The organism is Roseateles sp. Mitsp63, assembly GCF_059491535.1.
In genome coordinates, this window is the sequence record NZ_CP168509.1 from 4,710,152 (window position 1) to 4,727,784 (window position 17,633).

Consider the following 17,633-nt stretch of genomic DNA (forward strand, 5'->3'; position numbering starts at 1 on the left):
GATGACAGCCGCCGCGCGGGGTCGCCAGCCTCGCGCGGCGTTTTGGTTTGAGGCTCCCAGGAAGATCCATGGCCAAGCGTGACTATTACGAAGTCCTAGGCGTCGCGAAGAACGCCAGCGAGGACGACATCAAGAAGGCGTATCGCAAGCTCGCGATGAAGTACCACCCTGACCGCAATCAGGGCGAGGGCGCCAAGGACGCGGAGGACAAGTTCAAGGAGGCCAAGGAGGCCTACGAAATGCTGTCCGACGGCCAGAAGCGCGCGGCCTACGACCAGTACGGCCACGCGGGCGTGGACCCGAACCAGGGCTTCCGCGGCGGTCCGGGCGCGGAGGGCTTCGGTGGCTTCGCCGAGGCCTTCGGCGACATCTTCGGCGACCTGTTCGGCGGCGGCGGTGGCGGCGGCGCGCGCCGCGGCAACGGCGGCCAGCAGGTCTACCGCGGCAGCGACCTGAGCTACGCGATGGAGATCACGCTGGAGGAAGCCGCGCGCGGCAAGGAGACGCAGATCCGCATCCCGTCCTGGGAAGGCTGCGAGACCTGCCACGGCAGCGGCGCCAAGCCCGGCACCAGCGCCAAGACCTGCGGCTCCTGCGGCGGCAGCGGCACGGTGCACATGCGCCAGGGCTTCTTCAGCATCCAGCAGACCTGCCCGCACTGCCACGGCACCGGCAAGATCATTCCCGAGCCCTGCACTACCTGCAACGGCGCCGGCAAGATCAAGAAGACCAAGACGCTGGAAGTCAAGATCCCGGCCGGCATCAACGAAGGCATGCGCATCCGCTCGGCCGGCAACGGCGAGCCGGGCGTCAATGGCGGGCCGTCGGGCGATCTCTACATCGAGATCCGCATCAAGCAGCACGACATCTTCGAGCGCGACGGCGACGACCTGCATTGCACGATGCCGGTGTCGATGACGACGGCGGCGCTGGGCGGCACGATCGAGGTGCCGACGCTGGGCGGCAAGGCCGAGATCGAACTGCCCGAGGGCACGCAGCATGGCAAGACCTTCCGGCTGCGCGGCAAGGGCATCAAGGGCGTGCGCTCGAGCTATCCGGGCGACCTGTACTGCCATATCAGCATCGAGACGCCGGTCAAGCTGACCGAGCATCAGCGCAAGCTGCTCAAGGAGCTCGACAAGAGCCTGCGCGACGGCGGCGAGCGCCACTCGCCGAACGCGAAGTCCTGGACCGACCGGGTCAAGGATCTCTTCAAGTAAGCCGCCAACAGCCGCGCGCAAATCGCGGCCACGATTGAGGAATCCGGCCGCCCGCCCCCACGCAAACACGGGGGGCCGGCCGCTGTCGACAGGCGGACAATCCGTCCGTGGTTGACGACATTCGCACACATCGTTGGGGTACCGCCAGCCCGCTCTCTCCGGAGGCGGGCTGTTTCGTTTGGAGGCGGCGGTCATGACCCTGGCCAGCCCGCTCGCGAAGACCCAGGCGCTGGTGATCGACGGCAACGCGACCTCGCGCAGCCTGATGACGGCGCAGTTGCGCGAGCTGGGCGTCGGCCACGTGCGCCAGGCCACGCGGGTGCGCGACGCGCGGGTGATCCTCGAGACCCAGCCCTACGACATCGTCCTGTGCGACTACTACTTCGACGGCTCGGAGCTCTCGGGCCAGGACCTGCTCGACGAACTGCGCCGGGAGCAGTTGCTGCCCTACTCCACCGTCTTCGTGATGGTCACCGGCGAGGCCTCGTACGCGAAGGTCGCGGAGGCCGCCGAGGCGGCGCTGGACGCCTACCTGGTCAAGCCCTACACGAGCGCGGCGCTGGCCGACCGGCTCGCCAACGCGCGGCATCGCAAGCTGGAGCTGAAGGCGATCTTCGAGGCGATCGACACGAAGGCGTTCGACCGGGCGGCCGACCTGTGCCTGGCGCGCTTCCAGCAGCGCGCGACCTACTGGCTCTACGCGGCGCGCATCGGCGCCGAGCTGCTGCTGCGGCTGGAGCGCCATGCCCAGGCGCGCGAGCTGTACGAGGCCATCATCGCCGCGCGCACCGTGCCCTGGGCGCGGCTGGGCGTGGCGCGGACCGAGGTCGCCAGCGGCAACCTGAGCGCCGCGCGCCGCACGCTGGAGACGCTGATCGGCGAGATGCCCGACCAGGCGGACAGCTACGACCTGATGGGCCGCGTGCAGATGGAACAGGGCGAGATCGGCGCCGCGCTGGCCACCTACCGGACCGCCGCGACGCTGACGCCGGGCTGCCTGCTGCGTCAGCAGCATTGCGGCACGCTGGCCTTCTACGCGGGCGAGCGCGAGGAGTCGAGCAAGATGCTCGAACGCAGCCTGGCGCAGGGGCTGCGCTCCAAGCTCTTCGACTGGCACAGCGTGGCGCTGCTGGCGCTGATGCGCTTCGACGCCAAGGACGGCAAGGGCTTGAAGTACGCCACCGACGCGTTGATGCAGGGCATGGACCGTGCGCCGCGTGATGCGCGGCTGCTGCGCTTCGACCAGCTGATGCAGGGCCTGCGGCTGCTGATGGAGCGGCGCCTGGCGGACGCGCTGGAGATCGCGCGCCGCTTCGCGCGCCAGGCCTGCGGGGAGGACTTCGACCTGGAGTCGGCCTGCCTGCTGATCGCGCTGTGGGTGCGCATGGCGCGGCAGGACATCGAGCTTGGCGAGATGGAGACGCTGATGACGCAGCTCGGGCTGCGCTTCTGCAGCTCGAAGTCGGCGACCGAGGTGCTGACCTGCATGGCCGAGGGCCACGAGCCCAGCACGCAGCTGCTGCGCGACGCCAACGGGCGGGTGTTCGCGATCTCCGAGACGGCGATGCGGCACGCGATGCGCGGCGATCCGCAGACGGGCGTGCAACTGCTGCTCGAGCAAGGCGCGCAGACGCTCAATGCCAAGCTGATCGACATGGCCGCGCTGGTGCTCAAGCGCTACCGCGAGCGCATGACTGACCCGGAAGCGTTGGCGCCTCGCATCGAGGCATTGCAGCGCCGCTATGTCCAGGCCAGTGGCCAGGGCCTCAAGGCCGCCCGTGCGGCCGGCGCAATGGCGTTGAGAAGCTGAAGCCCCACTCGGATAAGCTGGGCGACTACTCCAACAGGCTTCAGGGCCGCTTCAGCCGCGACCTCTACAAGGGCCGGTTTTTTGCCGCCCGCCCTCCGAACGATGCCGCTTTCCGATTCCTCGACCCTGTCCCCGCGCCGCGCCGGCGCCCCGCGCGCCCGTTCCCCGTTGACCCTGAGTTGGCTGGCCGCGCTGTGGGTGGGCGTGCTGGGCAACTGGCCGCTGTGGCAGCGGATGTGGGGCATGCCGGACTACGCCGGCGCCTCGGGCAAGCTCTTCGTGATCGTCTTCGCCGGCATCGTGATCATGGTGCTGGCGGCCTTCTTCAGCCTGATGGCGTGGCGGGTCGCGGTGAAGCCGCTGCTCAGCGCGATGCTGCTGCTGACGGCGCCGCTGGCCTACTTCATCGGCAGCTACGGCGTGATCATCGACAGCACGATGGTCACCAACGCGCTGCAGACCGACATGCGCGAGACCCGCGACCTGATGGGCTGGGGCCTGGCGGCGCATGTGGCGGTGATCGCGCTGATCCCGATGGTGTGGATCTGGCGGCAGCGGCTGACCAGGCTGCGCTGGTTCAAGCGGCTGGGCTGGAACCTGGCCAGCGTGGCGCTGGCGCTGGCGCTGGGCTTCGGCCTGGCGGCGACGCGCACGGCGGACCTGGCCTCGACGCTGCGCAACAACAAGGCGCTGACCAAGATGGTCAGCCCGGTCAACGCGATCTGGGCCACCGCCGCGCTGGCGGCGGAGAAGCACAAGAAGCCCAAGGGCCCGCCCGAGGTGGTCGGGGCCGATGCGAAGCTGACGCCGCGCGCGGCCGGCGCCCGGCCGCCGCTGGTGCTGCTGGTGGTCGGCGAGACGGCGCGCTCGGTCAACTTCCAGCTCAACGGCTATGAGCGGCCGACCAATCCCGAGCTTTCGGCCAAGCCGGTGCTGAGCTATCGCGAGGTCGCGTCCTGCGGCACGTCGACGGCGGCCTCGCTGCCCTGCATGTTCTCGCAGCTGGGGCGCGAGGCTTTCGTCGATCACCCGGGCAATCAGGAGACGCTGCTGGACGTGCTGCAGCGCGCGGGGCTCGCGGTGCTGTGGCTGGACAACCAGTCGGGCTGCAAGGGTCTGTGCGATCGCGTGCCCAACGCCCAGGCGATCAATCCGATCCGGCCGGACCACCCGATCCCGGCTGGCCTGTGCCGCGCGGACGGCGAGTGCTTCGACGAAGTGATGCTGCATGACCTGGATGCGCGCATCGCGGCGCTGGACCCGCAGCGGGTGGCGCGCGGCGTGGTGCTGGTGCTGCATCAAATGGGCAGCCACGGCCCGGCCTACTACCTGCGCACGCCGGAAGACCGCAAGCCCTTCCAGCCGGAGTGCCGCAGCAACGCGCTGCAGCAGTGCCCGGTCGAGCAGGTCCGCAACGCCTACGACAACACGATCGTGTACACCGACCACGTGCTCGCGAAGGCGATCGACTGGCTGGGGACGCAGGAGAAGCGCTTCGATCCGAGCCTGCTGTATGTGTCGGACCATGGCGAGTCGCTGGGCGAGAACAACCTCTTCCTGCACGGCATGCCCTACGCGCTGGCGCCCAGGCAGCAGAAGCACGTGCCGCTGGTCCTGTGGCTGCCGGAGCAGACGAGGCAATCGCAGAAGCTCGACGGCGCGTGCCTGCAGCAGCGCCGCGACACGCCGATGTCGCACGACGGGCTGTACCACACGGTGCTGAGCCTCAGCGGCGTGGAGACGGCGGTGTACCGCAAGGACTGGGATTGGGTGGCGGCGTGCCGCCGCGGCTAACGGGCAGACCGGGGAAGCGGCGCGTCGCATCGCACAAGTACCTGTTGAGCTTGAGACAACTGATCGTGCATCGCTGAGGACACGACAACCTCTTCAAGGTGGTAATCCGCTTGAACCCGTCGGCGCCGCTGGACTTCAAGCTGGACGCCGTTCTGCCGTGAGCGTTCCTTCAGCAGTTCTCCACACCGTTCCGCCGGATGCTTGAGACGATTGATCAGCTCTTGATGCGTGCCGCCTGCGGGCCCCTCGTTGCGGCCAAGTTCCGGAAGCGTCTGCTCCCACAGCCTGCAGCGATGGAAGGCCGCGTAATAGGCGCGGCTGATGGCGCTCCGGCACGCCAATTCGGAATCCTGCCGCCCCAGCTGGCGTGCGTAGGCAAGCAGGTCCTTGCAGTCAATGGCCATGGCGATCCTCAAGCGCTTGGGCGGAACCGTTGTCCGATCAGTCCGCCATGTCGCAGACGAAAGAGAACAGGAAGCCGTGCTGCAAGAGGTCGACATAGGCCAACTCGCCCCAGAACTCTGAGGTCCAATCCAGCGCCTGCGCCCGACTGACGCGCACAGGCAGTTCGTACTGAATGCCAGTCGTGCTCTCGTGCGAGAAAAGGATGAGCCTCGCTTCGCCTCCGCGTTGCAGGCCATGCCGACGTGCGAAGTGGGCAGCCAAGTGCAGCAGGTGCCTGACATAGGTCACCGACACGTTCTGGCGATCGAGCGCGCACAACAGGTCCTCGAGCCCCTCCCAGCTGGTGCCCTTGCAGATCGCGTCGAGGCTGCCTTCTGGCGCCGGCGCGCCGAACAGCCGGGAGGGGTTCCGCAGCAGATCGATCACCGCGGCCAACTCCGACATGCCCTCGGGCGTAGGGACGGGCATCACCATGACCGTCACCAGATGGTCGGCACGGCTGACTGGCCTCACATAGTTCACCTGAACCGTCATCACTGCTCCTTCATCGCGAGTCCACGACTCGAAGGCCACCAGTGTCTGCGTGCCATCCGGGAAAGAGAGCCCCTCCGAAGGGCGTTTCAACGGGGGATGCTGATCTCGGTAGGTCATTCCCCCTGCGCATACTGAGCGAAGCCATTGCGCCTGGACGCTCCGAGCGGGTCAGTTTCCGCCGCCGCAACCTTTGCGGCCTGGATCGGTACCCATGACATCGATCCGCTCATCCGCCCCTGTCCATGACCCACCGCGCCGCAGCCGCGACGCCTTCCGCCGCCCTCCCCGCGCTGGTGCTGCATGACGCCGGCTCGGGGCCGCCCGTGCGGCTCGCCGGCGGGTGGATCGTCGCGGCCAGCGCGCCCGGCCCGGCGGGACCGGCCGTCACGCTGCGCGGCGACCGGCTGCTGCCCGGCCTGATCAACGCGCACGATCACCTGCACCGCAATTCGCTGCCGCGCCTGCGATACCGCACGCATCACCGCAACATCGCCGACTGGATCGCCGATCTGACGCCGCGCCGGTCCATCGATCCGGTGCTCCTCGCCGACAGTGCCCGTCCGCGCGAGCAGCGCTTCTGGCATGGCGCGATCAAGAACCTGCTGAGCGGCGTGACGACGGTCGCTCATCACGACCCGCCCGATCCAGCCCTCGAAGCCGAGGACTTCCCCGTCCGCGTCCTGGTCCATCCCGCCTGGCGCGACGCGCTGGGCCTGGACGGCGAGGAAGCCGTGCGGCGCTCGCATCGCGAGACGCCGCCGGCCGTGCCGTGGATCGTGCACGCCGCCGAGGGCATCGACGCCGCGGCCGAGGCGGAGTTCGACACGCTCGAGCGCCTGGGCTGCATCACGCCCAACACGCGGCTGGTCCATGGCGTCGGACTGACCGGGGCACAGCGGCAGCGCCTGGCCGCGCGCGGCGCGGCGCTGATCTGGTGCCCTGGTTCCAACCTGCATCTGTTCGGCCGCGCCGCCGAGGCCGGCGCGCTGCTGGCGCTCGGGCGCGTCGCGCTGGGCAGCGACTCGCGCGCGAGCGGCTCGCGCGACCTGCTCGCGGAACTCGCGCTCGCCCGCGAATGCCACCCGCTGAGCGACCCGCAAGCTCAGGCGCTGGTGACGTCGGGCGCTGCGGCCTGGCTCGGCCTTCCGGATCGCGGCCGGCTCACCGCCGGCGCGCGGGCCGATCTGCTGGCCCTGCCCGCCGGCCTGCCCTTGACCGAGGCCACGCGCGCGGACCTGCGCTTGGTCATGCTCGGCGGCGAGCTGCTGCTCGCCGATCCCGATGTCGCGGAGGCCTTCGGCGCGCTGGCCGATCTGGCGCCGGTTCGCGTCGACGGCCGGCCCAAGCGCCTCGCGCGGCGCCTGATCCGTCGGCTGCGGGCGCTCGGCGTCGAGGAAGACGGCCTGGAGCTGCCCGCCAGCCTCGGGGACGACGGAGCCGCCGGATGAGTGGCGCCACAGGCCTTCGCGTCGTCCAGCTCTGCCTGTTGCGCGATCCGGCCGAACGCCGGCCGGCCGAACTGCTGCGCGCCTGGCCGACGATCGCGCTGGTCGCCGAGGCCGCGGTCAGCGCCGGCTGCACGGTGTCGCTGTTCGTGGCGAGCGCGCATCGCGAAACGCTGACGCGCGGGGGCGTCGAGTATCACTTCGGCCCCTGGGACCGTCATGCCGGCCCCGAGGCCGACCACGCGCTCGCGGCGGCCTTGCGCCGCCAGCGTCCGGACGCCCTGCATCTGCATGGACTGAACTTCCCCGAGGAAGCGCTGCGCCTGCGCCGGCTGATGCCGGACGTGCCGCTGCTGCTCCAGGACCACGCCGATGGCCCGCCTCCCGCCTGGCGATGGGACCGCTGGTGGGGGCAGCGTCAAGCGCTCGCGGGCGCGGCGGGTCTGCTCTTCTGCGCCGCCGAGCAGGCCCGCCCGTGGCGGCGCCGCGGACTGATCCCGGGCGGCCTGCCAGTGATCGAGCTGGCCGAATCGAGCACCGACGTCGCGCCGGTGGCGCGCGAGGCCGCCCGGACGCGCCTGCGCGTGCACGGCGCGCCGGCCCTGCTCTGGGTCGCGCATCTGGATGCCAACAAGGATCCGCTCACGGTGCTCGACGGCGTCGCGAGCGCGAGCGCCGTCCTGCCGGACCTGCAGCTGTGGTGCTGCTTCCGCGACGCGCCACTGCTCGAGGCCGTGCGCACCCGCATCCGGCGCGATCCGCGCCTGGCCGCGCGCGTCCACCTGGTCGGCGCGATCCCGCACTCGGAGATCGCCGGATGGTTGTCAGCGGCCGACCTCTTCGTCTCCGGCAGCCACCGCGAGGGCTCCGGCTATGCGCTCATCGAGGCGCTCGCCTGCGGCCTGCCGCCGGTCGTCACCAGCATCCCGTCACACCGGATGCTCACGGGCCGCGGCGCCGTCGGGCAGGTCTGGCCCGCCGGCGATGCCGCGGCGCTGTCCCGGGCCCTGGTGGACGCCTGGCCCGCCAGCCCGGACGAAAGAGTCCGGCAGCGCCAGGCCACACGGGCGCATTTCGAGCGTCATCTGTCGCGCGAGGCGCTCGGCCGTGCGCTGGCGGCGGCGTATGCGGCCGCTCATGCCGCTGCTCACACCGCTGCTCACACCGCCGCCCCTCCTCCCGCTCCTGCCGCCCCCCGTGCCGCGGCGCGCCGGAGCCCCTGATGCAGCGCCGCGCCTCCTGGATCCACGCTGGCTCCCTGGCCTCCACGCAGGCGCTGCAGTTCGGCGTCGCGCTGATCCTGGCGCGGCTGCTGACGCCGCACGAGCTCGGCCTCTTCGCGATCGCCTCCGCGCTGACCGGGCTGCTGCATGGCGCCCGCGACCTCGGCGTCTCGGCCTATCTGCAGCGCGCGCCGTCGCTCGACGCGGGCCAGGTCCGCGCGGCGCTCGGCCTGTCATGCGCCGCCAGCGCGTTGATGGCCGGCGGACTGCTGGCGCTGGCCCCGGGCGTGGCCGCCATCCTGGGCGACCCTGGACTCGCCGCGCCGCTGCGCACGCTCGCGCTGGGCCTGGCGGTGGTCCCGGTCGGCGCCGTCATGACGGCGCTCGCGCTGCGTGACGGCGATGCGGACCAGCTCGCGCGCACCACCGCCTGGGGCAACGCCAGCCAGGCGATCGTCGCCATCGCGCTGGCCGTCGCCGGCGCGGGCGCCCAGGCGCCGGCCTGGGGACAGACCATCAACCTGACCGTGTGCAGCCTGGTGGTCTGGCCGCTGCGGCCGCGCGCGCTGTGGGGGCCGCCGCGCCTGAGCGGCTGGGCGCCGATCCTGCGCATCGGCCGCGGCACGGTCGCCGGCAGCGCGTTGACGGCGGCCCAGGGCGCCGCGCCTTCCCTGCTGCTGGGCCATTGGGCCGGTGCCGCCCAGGTCGGATGGCTGGGCCGTGCCCAGTCGCTGACCGCGCTGGTGCCCGGGCTGGCCGGCATGGCGCTGAACTTCGGCGCGCTCGGCCGCTGGGCCCGGCTGCACCACCGGGGACGCGCGCTCGCGCCGGCGGTCGCGGCGTCGGCGGGGCAACTGGCGGCCATCGCCTGGCCCTTGCTGGCCATCGCCGCGGTGCTCGCCGAGCCGCTCGTGACGACGCTGTTCGGGCCCGCGTGGCGCCAGGCCGCCGCCGCCGTCGGGCCGCTGGCCTGGCTGGCCGCGGTGACGGTGGTCTTCAACGGCCTGGGGCCGGCGCTGGCGGCCGTCGGCCGGCCGGGCTGGGCGGCGCTGCCACAAGGCGTGACGCTGGCGGCCTGGGCGGTTTTCGCCATGGTTCTCGCCGCGACGTTCGACGGCCGGCTCGGCGGACCGGACGGGCTCCCGCGCGAAGGCCTCAGCGACGCGGCCACCGTGCGCTGGTTCGCCGTCTGCTGGCTGATCGCCGGCCTCGCGGCCCTGCCCTGCCAGTGGTGGCTCTGCCGGCGCTGGCTGGGCCTGCGGCTCGCGGTCCTGCTGCGCGCCCTGCTGCCCGGCGCGATCGCGGCGGGCTTGGCCGGCGCGGCGGCCCGGCTCGGTGCCGGCGCGGTCCCGGCCGGCGCGCCCGAGTGGCTCGCCGCCGCCGCCGGTCTCGCCGCCGCCCTGCCGGCCTGGGGGCTGGCGCTGCGGGCGGCAGGCACCGCCAGCCGTCTCCGGAGCGCCCGCGGCGCGCGCCCGGCGCGCCCGGCTCAGTCCGCCGCGGCCTCGGGCCGCTTGCGCATCACGATCAGGAAATGATCGCCGAGCTGCCGCAGGCCGGGCCAGCCCGCCACCCGCCGATCGAGCCGCCACAGCCGCTCGTGCCAGGCCGGATGGCGCGCCTTGAAGTCGACGAGATAGGGTGGCGGCGCGAACACGCACACGCCGCGCACCTGCACGAGCTCGAACTCGGGCGCGAAGTCACGATGGAACTCGCCGGGCGTGAAGTAGCGCGTCCAGATCGTCTGGCGGTTCATGCCCACCGGCACGGTGCCTGGCTCGTAGCGGACCATCGCGCGCGCCCAGCGGCCCTGGCGCGCGTAGTGCAGCACCTCCCACGGGCAATGGCGGCCGATCACGGTGAAGACCAGCGCGCCGCCGGGTCGCAGCAGCCGGGCGCATTCGCGCGACACGGCGCGCAGGTCCGGCACGCAGTTCAACGGGCCCAGGTTCGAGTAGGCGCCATCGAAGCCCGGGGCCGCCGAGGCGCCGGACTCGCCGGGTTCGCCGGGCTGGGCGGACTCATCGAGCTCGCGGCCCGAGAGCCGGTGCAGCTCGTGCGCGCCGACCGCCAGCGCGCGCACCCGATCGGCGACGCCGGCAAGCCCGGCCCGGTCGCGGGTGCGCTCGACCATGCGCGGCGACCAGTCGGTGGCCAGCACGCGATGGCCGGACTCGGCGAGATGGACCGCGTCCAGGCCAGTCCCGCAGCCCAGGTCGATCAGCCGGCTGCCCGGCGCGAAGGTGGCGTCGAGCCAGCGCCACATCTCGGCGCGCATGTCCTGGATCGCGGCGTTGTTGCCGCGCGGGCCGTCGTAGTCGGCGGCCACGCTGTCGAAGGCGGCCTGCGTCTCGCGCAGCTGGGTCTGGAGATCGGGGAGCGTGTTCATGGCAAGGGGCAAGGTGTGAGGAAGGACGGAACGTGGAAAGAGCGAGGGGCATTCATGAGGCGCCAGCGCGCGAACGCCCAGGAGCGGACGCCATGACGAAGCTGGCGCTGGTCGTGCCTGGCGGGGTGCATGCCTCGGGCACGCAGGACGTGATTCCCGCGGTGCTCGCGCTGGTGGAGCGGCTCGCGGCGCGGCACGAGCTGCATGTGTTCGCGCTGTTCCAGCAGCCGGAGCCGGCGCGCTGGACCTTGCGCGGCGCGCGGGTGCATGCGGTCGGCGGTCCGGCCGGCGCGGCACCCTGGCGCGCACTGGCGGCGATCGCGGCCGAGCATCGGCGCGCGCCCTTCGGCCTGGTGCAGTCGCTGTGGGCGGGCCCCTGCGGCCTGACGGCCGTGATGGCGGCGCGGCTGCTGTCGCTGCCCGCCGCGGTCCACGTCGCGGGCGGTGAACTGGCCGCGGTGCGCGAATGCGGTTACGGCGGCCTGCTGACCTGGCGCGGCCGCCTGCGCGAACGCTGGGTGCTGCGCCGCGCCGAGGCGGTCACCGCGGCCAGCGCGCCGATCCTGGCGCAGATCGCCGCGCAGGGCGTGACGGCGCGGCGGCTGCCGCTCGGTGTCGACCTGCGCGCCTGGCCGCCCCGCGCGCCGCGGCCGCGCCGCGCCGGCGAGCCGCTGCGGCTGCTGCACCTGGCCAGCCTGAATCGCGTCAAGGACCAGACCACGCTGCTGCGCGCCGTGGCGCGCGCGGCCGCCGCGGGCCTGCCGCTGCGGCTGGACGTGATCGGCATCGACACGCTCGGCGGCACCGTCCAGGCGCAGGCCCGGGCCTTGGGCCTGGACGACCGGCTGGCGCGTTTCCACGGCTTCCTGCCCCAGCGCGACTGCCGGCCCTGGATGGCGCAGGCCGACCTGCTGGTGATGGCCTCGCGGCACGAGGCCGGACCGCTGGCGCTGCTCGAGGCCGCCGTCGCCGGCGTGCCGGGCGCGGGCACGGCGGTCGGCCATTTCGCCGAGTGGGCGGAGCAAGGCGGCGCCCTCGCCGTGCCGGTCGGCGACGATGAGGCGCTCGCGGGCGCGATCCTGCGGCTCGGCGCCGACGAGCCGCAGCGGCTCGCGCTCGCGCGGCGCGCGCAGGCCCTGGCCTGCGCCGAGGACGCCGATCACACCGCGGCGGCCTTCGAGGCGCTGCACGAGGAACTCCTGTCGCCACGCCTGGCGCGCCGGAGCCGGCCATGACATCGCGCCGCTCCTCATCGCCATTCGTAGGCCATCGCCTGCTCGACCGAGAAACGCGCCGCCGGCAGGCCGTCGATGCGCCAGCGCATGACGCGCGCCCAGCGCGGCAGCGAGGCCGTCGGGTGGTCCCGGATCCAGGCCTCGGCCCCACGCGCCGCGCGCGAGTGCTCCTTCGCGACGCGCGATGGCCACAGACGCGTGCGCACCAGCCGCAGCGCCTCCACGGGATCGCGCGCCCACACCAGGCCGGGAAGCCAGGGACAGAACAGCCGCGAGGTCGACAGCTCGGTCAGCGACGCGCCGCGCGCGTGCCGCCGCAGCCATGGCGGGCAGCCCGGCTCGAAGGCCTTCAGCCGGTGCTCGTCGATGCCGCACGACGGGAAATGGCGCTGGGCCATCCGCAGCGGCGGCAGCGCCCACCAGGCCGGCGCGTGGACACCCTCGCCCGCGGCCAGCGAGGTCCAGTCGGACTCGGTCAGGCGATCGGCCATCAGCGCCAGATCGTGCAGCTGGATCAGCCGCAGCGATCGGGTGCGCATGTTGCCGGCCGCGTGCAGCAGCAGATGCCGCATCAGCGCTGCCTGTCCGGGGTAGGGACGCAGGCCTGGCCGGGCCGATGCGGGCAGGATGCGCGAGGTGATGTCGACCTCGCGCGCGGGCAGCGGCTCGGCCACGCGCGTGTGGAGTTCCAGCTTCACCGGGTGACGAGCGTGCTCGCCGAGATGGACTGGCGCGTCCGGTGCCGACGACACCGGCAGCAGCGTCAGGTGGCGGCCGCTGTCCACGCCGGGCTGGTAGCCGAGCCGCGCCAGCATCCGCAGCGAGGTCAGCCGGTCCTCGGGCCGCACGAGCAGGTCGATGTCGGCCATCGGCCGGCGGCCCGGCGCGTACACGTTCATGCCCAGCAGCGCCGAGCCCTTCAGCCCGACCACCGGCAGGCCGTCGCGCCGCGCCTCGAGGTCGATGCGCTGCAGGGTGTCGCGGATGCGCTGCTCCCGCTGCCGCATCTGGTGCCGCTGATCGGCCAGGAAGGCCTGCCAGACCGGCGGCCCTTCCCAGCGCAGCCGGTCCGCGAGCAGGCCGGCGACGCCATGGATGGTCGCCGCGGCCATCGCCACGCGCCACCTGGTCTCGTGCCAGGCCGGCGGCTCGGCCGAGGGCTGCGCCAGCTCGCCGGCCAGGCGCTCGGTGCTCTCCCGGAGCATTGCCGCGAGTTCCGCGGCCGGCGGCAGCGGCGGACGGCCGCGGCGGCCCGCTTCCTCGCGCTCAGTGCGCGCCATGCCGTTCATGCCTGTTGACATTGAATCCCTTCCATCGATGACTGCCATGCGAATGACTCCCCTGGGCGATCCGGTCGACCCGTTTGACGAACAGAGCTCCCCGCGCTGGCGCCGCCAAGCGCATCTGCTGGGCGCGTCCTTTGAATTCCTGGCCGACGACGAGGCGCTGCTCGCGCTGGTCGACGCGGCCTACGCGGGCCTGCCGCCGCAGCGGCTCGGCGAGGGCGCGGCGCTGCAGGTGCGGCTGCGGCGCGGCGACGCGGCCGGCTGGCCGCCGGACCTCGAGCGGCCGCCCGCCACGCGCCACCTCGGCGGCGCCGGCGTGGTCGGCGTCGCGCTCGATGCCGTCAACATGGCGCTGGTGATGCCGGAGCTCGGCCGCGCGCTGGTGACGATCTCGCCCGAGCTGCTCGCCCGGCCGCGGGACGCGCGGATCGAGCTGGTGGAATGCGCCGTCTACCAGCTCGCCGCCCGCGCGCAGGGCCTGCACGCGCTGCATGCGGGCGCGGTGGCGCTGGACGATCGCGCCGCGCTGCTGATCGGCCACAGCGGCGCCGGCAAGTCGACGCTGACGCTGCAGGCGATGCGGCAGGGGCTGGCCGGCGTGACCGAGGACGGGGCCTTCCTCGACCCGGTCTCGCTGCGGGTGCTGGGCGTGCCGGGCTTCCTGCACCTGCGCACCGACAGCCTCGATCGCCTCGACGATCCGGCGCTGCGCGCACGGCTGGCGGCCGCGCCGGTGATCCGGCGGCGCAGCGGCGCGGAGAAGGCCGTGCTGGACCTGCGCGGCACCGGGCTTGCGCTCGCGGGACAACCGCCGGCGCTCGCGCTGCTGGTGTTCCTGTCGCCGGAGCCGTCCGCCGGCCCCGATCCCTGGCGGCCGCTGGCGCCGCACGAGGTCGCGGCCCGGCTCGCGGCGACGCAGCCCTATGCCGCCTGGCGTCCCGGCTGGGCGGAAACGGTCGAGCGCTGCGCGCATCTGCCGGCCTTCGAGCTAGGTCGCGGCCGCGATCCCGGCGACAACGCCGCGCGGCTGCGCCTGCTGCTCGGCGCTGGCGCGGCCTGACACCGGCGTGCGATGGCGGCGCTCGCGGCCGAGCAGCACCTGCCACTGGCGGTGCAGCCGCGTGCGGTCGCGGCGCAGACGCGCGGCGGCGTCGAGCTCGGCGATGGCGGCATCCCCGGCCTCGCCGGGCGCGCCGGGTGCGCCGGGTGCGTTCGCGAGCTTCACCTGCCGATGCAGCAGGTCGCGGAAGGCGCGGTAGAAGGCGCTCGTGTAGCGGCCCTGGAACATCATCGCCAGATCGCCGCTGTCCTCCCAATGGGTCTTGGCGCCGAGCTGGGCCTTGACCTGCTCGTGGAACGGCGTGCCGGGCAGCGGATAGGAGACGCTGACGCCGATGTCATCCGGGCGCGTGGCCTCGATCAGCGCGCGGGTGGCGCGCAGGTCCTCGATCTCCTCGCCGAGGTAGCCCAGCTGGATGAAGAAGCCGACGCGGATGCCGCGCTCGCCAAGCCGGCGGCGCGCGACATGCAGCTCCTCGACCGTCGTGCCCTTGTGCATCGCGTCGAGCACGCGCTGGCTGCCGCTTTCCGCGCCGATCCAGGCCTCCTGGCAGCCGGCGTCGCGCAGCGCGTCGGCCATGGCCTCGGTGATCAGGTCGGCCCGGGTCTGGATCGTGAACGGCAGGCCGCCGCCGCCGGCCGCGAGCGCCGCGGCGAAGCGGCGCACCCAGTCGGCGCGGAAGCCGAAGATGTCGTCGGCGAACCAGACGTGGTCCGGGGCCAGGTGTTGCCGGAGCCAGAGCATCTCGGCAGCGACGGCCTGCGGCTCGCGCGGCTGATAGCGGTTGCCCCAGATCGGCTTGGCGCACCAGGCGCAGCGGAACGAGCAGCCCTTGGAGCCGGCCATGTTCAGGCTGAAGCGGCCATGCGCGCCGCGCCACACGGCGCGATAGCGGTCCACGTCGACCAGGTCCCAGGCGACGTCGTCGACAGGGCTGCGCGATGCCGCCGGGATTGGCGGTTCGCCCGCCCCCAGCCAGAGCACTTGCCGGCCGGACCCGGAGGCCGGCGCGGACGCAGGCGCCGCTGCTACTGCTGCCGCGCCGGCGGCGTCTTCCTGTCGACGGGCGGTCCGTCCGCCGATGCGCGTGGCGATGCCGGAGAGGTCCTCGCAGAGCTGCTCGACGGGTGCCTGGAGATCGCGGTCCAGCCGCGCGAGCAGCAGGCGCAAGGCCTCGAGGCCCTCGCCGATGAGCACGACGTCGGCGCCGGCATCGAGGTAGGGCTCGGGATCGTCGCTGGGATCGGAGCCCGCGACCAGCACCCGCGCGCCGCGGCGCCGCGCGGCGGCCGTCATCTCGCAGGCGGCGGCGCGCATGCGGGCCAGGCACATCTTGCTCAGGTAGTTGTAGTTGTCCTCGTAGAGCACCACGACCTGCGGCAGCCGGGCGCGCAACTGGGCCTCGAAATCGGCGGTGCCGTCGGCCAGCATCGCGTCGAACAACGCGACCTCATGCCCGGCGCGTCGCGCCTGCGCGGCGACCTGCAGTGTGGCCAGCGGCGGATAGGGCTTGGCGCGCTCGAACTGCTTGGGATCGAAACGGAGGAAGTAGGAATGGCCGATCAGGATGGACAGCATCGCGCTCCCGCGAAAGAGAACCCTCTGGACCTTCGCGATGGAGCGATGGCGTCGATGCGGCGGGCGATTTCCGGGAAGAGGCCGCTGGCCGCTTCATGGGTGCTCGTTCGGCACGCAGAAGGTTGCGAGCGCGGGAGGGGATACGTTTTTTTACTTATCCCGCCTCGGCACTACCTGCGGGCGGGCATCGGCAAGTCACAGGCGCGCAAGCACTTGGCGCACCTCCTCCAACTGTTTGAGGCCAGACCTTGCACTCCTTCAGTTCAGAACAGCGACTGCTGCCCCTGCACCTTCGAGGGCGGACGGAATTCGCTGAAGTCGAACTGATGCCGCTCCCGGCCCAGTCCCAGCCGCTGCGCCGCCTTGCGCAGCCGCTGCTGCAGCAGCTCGGCCCAGATGCCCTCGCCGGTGAAGCGCGTGCCGAAGCGCGGATCGTTGTCCTTGCCGCCACGCATGTCGCGCAGCCGCGCCATGATGCGCGCCGCCTTGTCCGGCTGGTGCAGCCGCAGCCAGTCGTGGAACAGCGGCGCCACCTCCCACGGCAGCCGCAGCGGGATGCTGAAGGCCTTGGTCGCGCCCGCCTGCGCCGCGGCCTCGAGGATGCGCTCCAGCTCCGGCTCGTTGAGGAAGGGAATCACCGGCGACACGCTCACGCCGACGGGGACGCCGGCTTCGGCCAGCGCCTTGATCGTGCGCAGCCGCCGCTGCGGCGAGGCCGCGCGCGGCTCCAGGATGCGCGACAGCTCTGGATCCAGCGAGGTCACCGACAGGTACACCGACACCTGCCGCCGCTGCCCCATCGGCGCGATCAGGTCCAGGTCGCGCTCGATGCCGCTGGACTTGGTCACGACCGAGAACGGATGCCTCGCCTCGGTCAGCACCTCCACCACCGCGCGCGTGATGCCCAGCTTGCGCTCGATCGGCTGGTAGGCGTCGGTCGCCGTGCCCAGCACCAGCGGCGCCGGCCGGTACGCCGGCGAGGCCAGTGTCTCGCGCAGCCGCTCGGCGGCGTTGACCTTGGCGATGATCTTGGTCTCGAAGTCCAGGCCCGGCGACAGGTTGAGATAGCTGTGCGTCGGACGCGCGAAGCAGTAGATGCAGCCATCGTTTAAGTGAACGACAAAGTGTCTCTTCCCCTAGGAGAAGAGGTGTCGTACATCGCACGATAGAAGTGGCCGGCCTGCGCCAAAAATCGAGGCGTTTCGGCTCGGAACGAGAGCTGGGCGGATGGTGTCTGACGTGTGTATCCACCGATTTCGCGCGCACCAGGATGCTTCATCCGTTCGACGGGGTCTGGGGTCTCAGGCGGGTGGCCCCTAGCGGGCCAGAAGCATCACAACTCGTCCGATGTCTGGCTAACAGACCCGCCTCGCTCCCGCGGGGCCTTCAAAAGCAGATGGGGCGCAACGCCAAGCGCGTTGGCCAGTCGCTCAATGCTGTCTAGGCTCGCCGCCTGGCGGCATTGCTCAACTTGCGACACATAGGTGCGGTGAAGTCCGGCCCTGCTACCCAATGCCTCCTGGCTCAGTCCAAGCTTCTTCCGATAAGCCTGTACAGCCGCTGCAAACACCTTTCGAAGGGCATGTCCCTCCTGCTTCACGTCATCCATGCGCTCACAGTGCTGGAGCGCAGTCGAAACGTCTACAGTTCATTTATC

The 17,633-nt window shown here is 72.2% G+C and carries 14 protein-coding genes and 1 pseudogene; 8 read left to right on the plus strand and 7 right to left on the minus strand.

Annotated elements, in window-relative coordinates; all coding sequences use genetic code 11:
* Positions 1-68: 68 nt before the first annotated feature.
* The 3 genes from dnaJ (at position 69) to ACEN96_RS20380 (ending at position 4,824) form a co-directional block, all read left to right on the plus strand.
* Positions 69-1,220 (plus strand): molecular chaperone DnaJ, encoded by a 1,152-nt coding sequence (dnaJ, locus tag ACEN96_RS20370; protein ID WP_495584886.1) that lies wholly within the window; start codon positions 69-71, stop codon positions 1,218-1,220.
* Between the two features lie 193 nt (positions 1,221-1,413).
* On the plus strand, positions 1,414-3,030 hold the full coding sequence (locus ACEN96_RS20375; RefSeq protein ID WP_495584887.1) for a response regulator: 1,617 nt from the start codon (positions 1,414-1,416) through the stop codon (positions 3,028-3,030).
* A 168-nt stretch (positions 3,031-3,198) separates the two neighbouring features.
* Positions 3,199-4,824 (plus strand): phosphoethanolamine transferase, encoded by a 1,626-nt coding sequence (locus ACEN96_RS20380; protein WP_495584888.1) that lies wholly within the window; start codon positions 3,199-3,201, stop codon positions 4,822-4,824.
* Here the strand turns inward: ACEN96_RS20380 and ACEN96_RS20385 are convergent.
* Together ACEN96_RS20385 and ACEN96_RS20390 are read right to left on the minus strand one after the other, a co-directional pair.
* Positions 4,821-5,228 carry a hypothetical protein gene (locus ACEN96_RS20385; protein ID WP_495584889.1) on the minus strand — a complete coding sequence of 136 codons (408 nt, stop codon included), beginning with the start codon at positions 5,226-5,228 and terminating at the stop codon, positions 4,821-4,823. The genes ACEN96_RS20380 and ACEN96_RS20385 overlap by 4 nt on opposite strands.
* A 37-nt stretch (positions 5,229-5,265) precedes the next feature.
* A complete protein-coding gene (locus ACEN96_RS20390; RefSeq protein ID WP_495584890.1) occupies positions 5,266-5,763 on the minus strand; it encodes a hypothetical protein in 498 nt (165 codons plus the stop codon).
* 242 nt (positions 5,764-6,005) lie between these two features.
* On the opposite strand from ACEN96_RS20390, the gene ACEN96_RS20395 reads away from it, so the two are divergent.
* Genes ACEN96_RS20395 through ACEN96_RS20405 form a run of 3 tightly spaced genes read left to right on the plus strand, consistent with a single transcriptional unit; the run spans position 6,006 to position 9,966 of the window.
* Complete coding sequence (locus ACEN96_RS20395; RefSeq protein WP_495584891.1) at positions 6,006-7,211, plus strand: amidohydrolase family protein; 1,206 nt, start codon at positions 6,006-6,008, stop codon at positions 7,209-7,211.
* Positions 7,208-8,431 carry a glycosyltransferase family 4 protein gene (locus ACEN96_RS20400; protein ID WP_495584892.1) on the plus strand — a complete coding sequence of 408 codons (1,224 nt, stop codon included), beginning with the start codon at positions 7,208-7,210 and terminating at the stop codon, positions 8,429-8,431. Before ACEN96_RS20395 ends, ACEN96_RS20400 begins: the two co-directional genes overlap by 4 nt.
* Positions 8,431-9,966, plus strand: coding sequence for an oligosaccharide flippase family protein (locus tag ACEN96_RS20405; protein WP_495584893.1), 1,536 nt, complete (start codon positions 8,431-8,433; stop codon positions 9,964-9,966). Before ACEN96_RS20400 ends, ACEN96_RS20405 begins: the two co-directional genes overlap by 1 nt.
* Here ACEN96_RS20405 and ACEN96_RS20410 read toward each other — a convergent pair.
* Positions 9,918-10,817, minus strand: a complete 900-nt coding sequence (locus ACEN96_RS20410; protein WP_495584894.1) for a class I SAM-dependent methyltransferase — start codon at positions 10,815-10,817, stop codon at positions 9,918-9,920. The genes ACEN96_RS20405 and ACEN96_RS20410 overlap by 49 nt on opposite strands.
* Positions 10,818-10,909: 92 nt before the next feature.
* Here ACEN96_RS20410 and ACEN96_RS20415 point away from each other — a divergent pair, with 92 nt between their 5' ends.
* Positions 10,910-12,052, plus strand: coding sequence for a glycosyltransferase family 4 protein (locus tag ACEN96_RS20415; protein WP_495584895.1), 1,143 nt, complete (start codon positions 10,910-10,912; stop codon positions 12,050-12,052).
* 14 nt (positions 12,053-12,066) lie between these two features.
* Here ACEN96_RS20415 and ACEN96_RS20420 read toward each other — a convergent pair whose 3' ends face one another.
* A complete protein-coding gene (locus ACEN96_RS20420; RefSeq protein ID WP_495584896.1) occupies positions 12,067-13,332 on the minus strand; it encodes a nucleotidyltransferase family protein in 1,266 nt (421 codons plus the stop codon).
* A 46-nt stretch (positions 13,333-13,378) separates the two neighbouring features.
* Between ACEN96_RS20420 and ACEN96_RS20425 the strand changes: the two genes are divergently transcribed.
* Positions 13,379-14,398, plus strand: a complete 1,020-nt coding sequence (locus ACEN96_RS20425) for a hypothetical protein (protein WP_495584897.1) — start codon at positions 13,379-13,381, stop codon at positions 14,396-14,398.
* Here the strand turns inward: ACEN96_RS20425 and ACEN96_RS20430 are convergent.
* From ACEN96_RS20430 to ACEN96_RS20440, 3 genes and pseudogenes are all read right to left on the minus strand, one after another.
* A complete protein-coding gene (locus tag ACEN96_RS20430) occupies positions 14,327-15,976 on the minus strand; it encodes a B12-binding domain-containing radical SAM protein (protein WP_495584898.1) in 1,650 nt (549 codons plus the stop codon). The genes ACEN96_RS20425 and ACEN96_RS20430 overlap by 72 nt on opposite strands.
* A gap of 263 nt (positions 15,977-16,239) precedes the next feature.
* Positions 16,240-17,079 (minus strand): annotated as a pseudogene (locus tag ACEN96_RS20435) (PA0069 family radical SAM protein); the annotation flags it as partial.
* A 230-nt stretch (positions 17,080-17,309) separates the two neighbouring features.
* Positions 17,310-17,585 carry a helix-turn-helix domain-containing protein gene (locus ACEN96_RS20440; RefSeq protein ID WP_495584899.1) on the minus strand — a complete coding sequence of 92 codons (276 nt, stop codon included), beginning with the start codon at positions 17,583-17,585 and terminating at the stop codon, positions 17,310-17,312.
* Between the last annotated feature and the right edge of the window lie 48 nt (positions 17,586-17,633).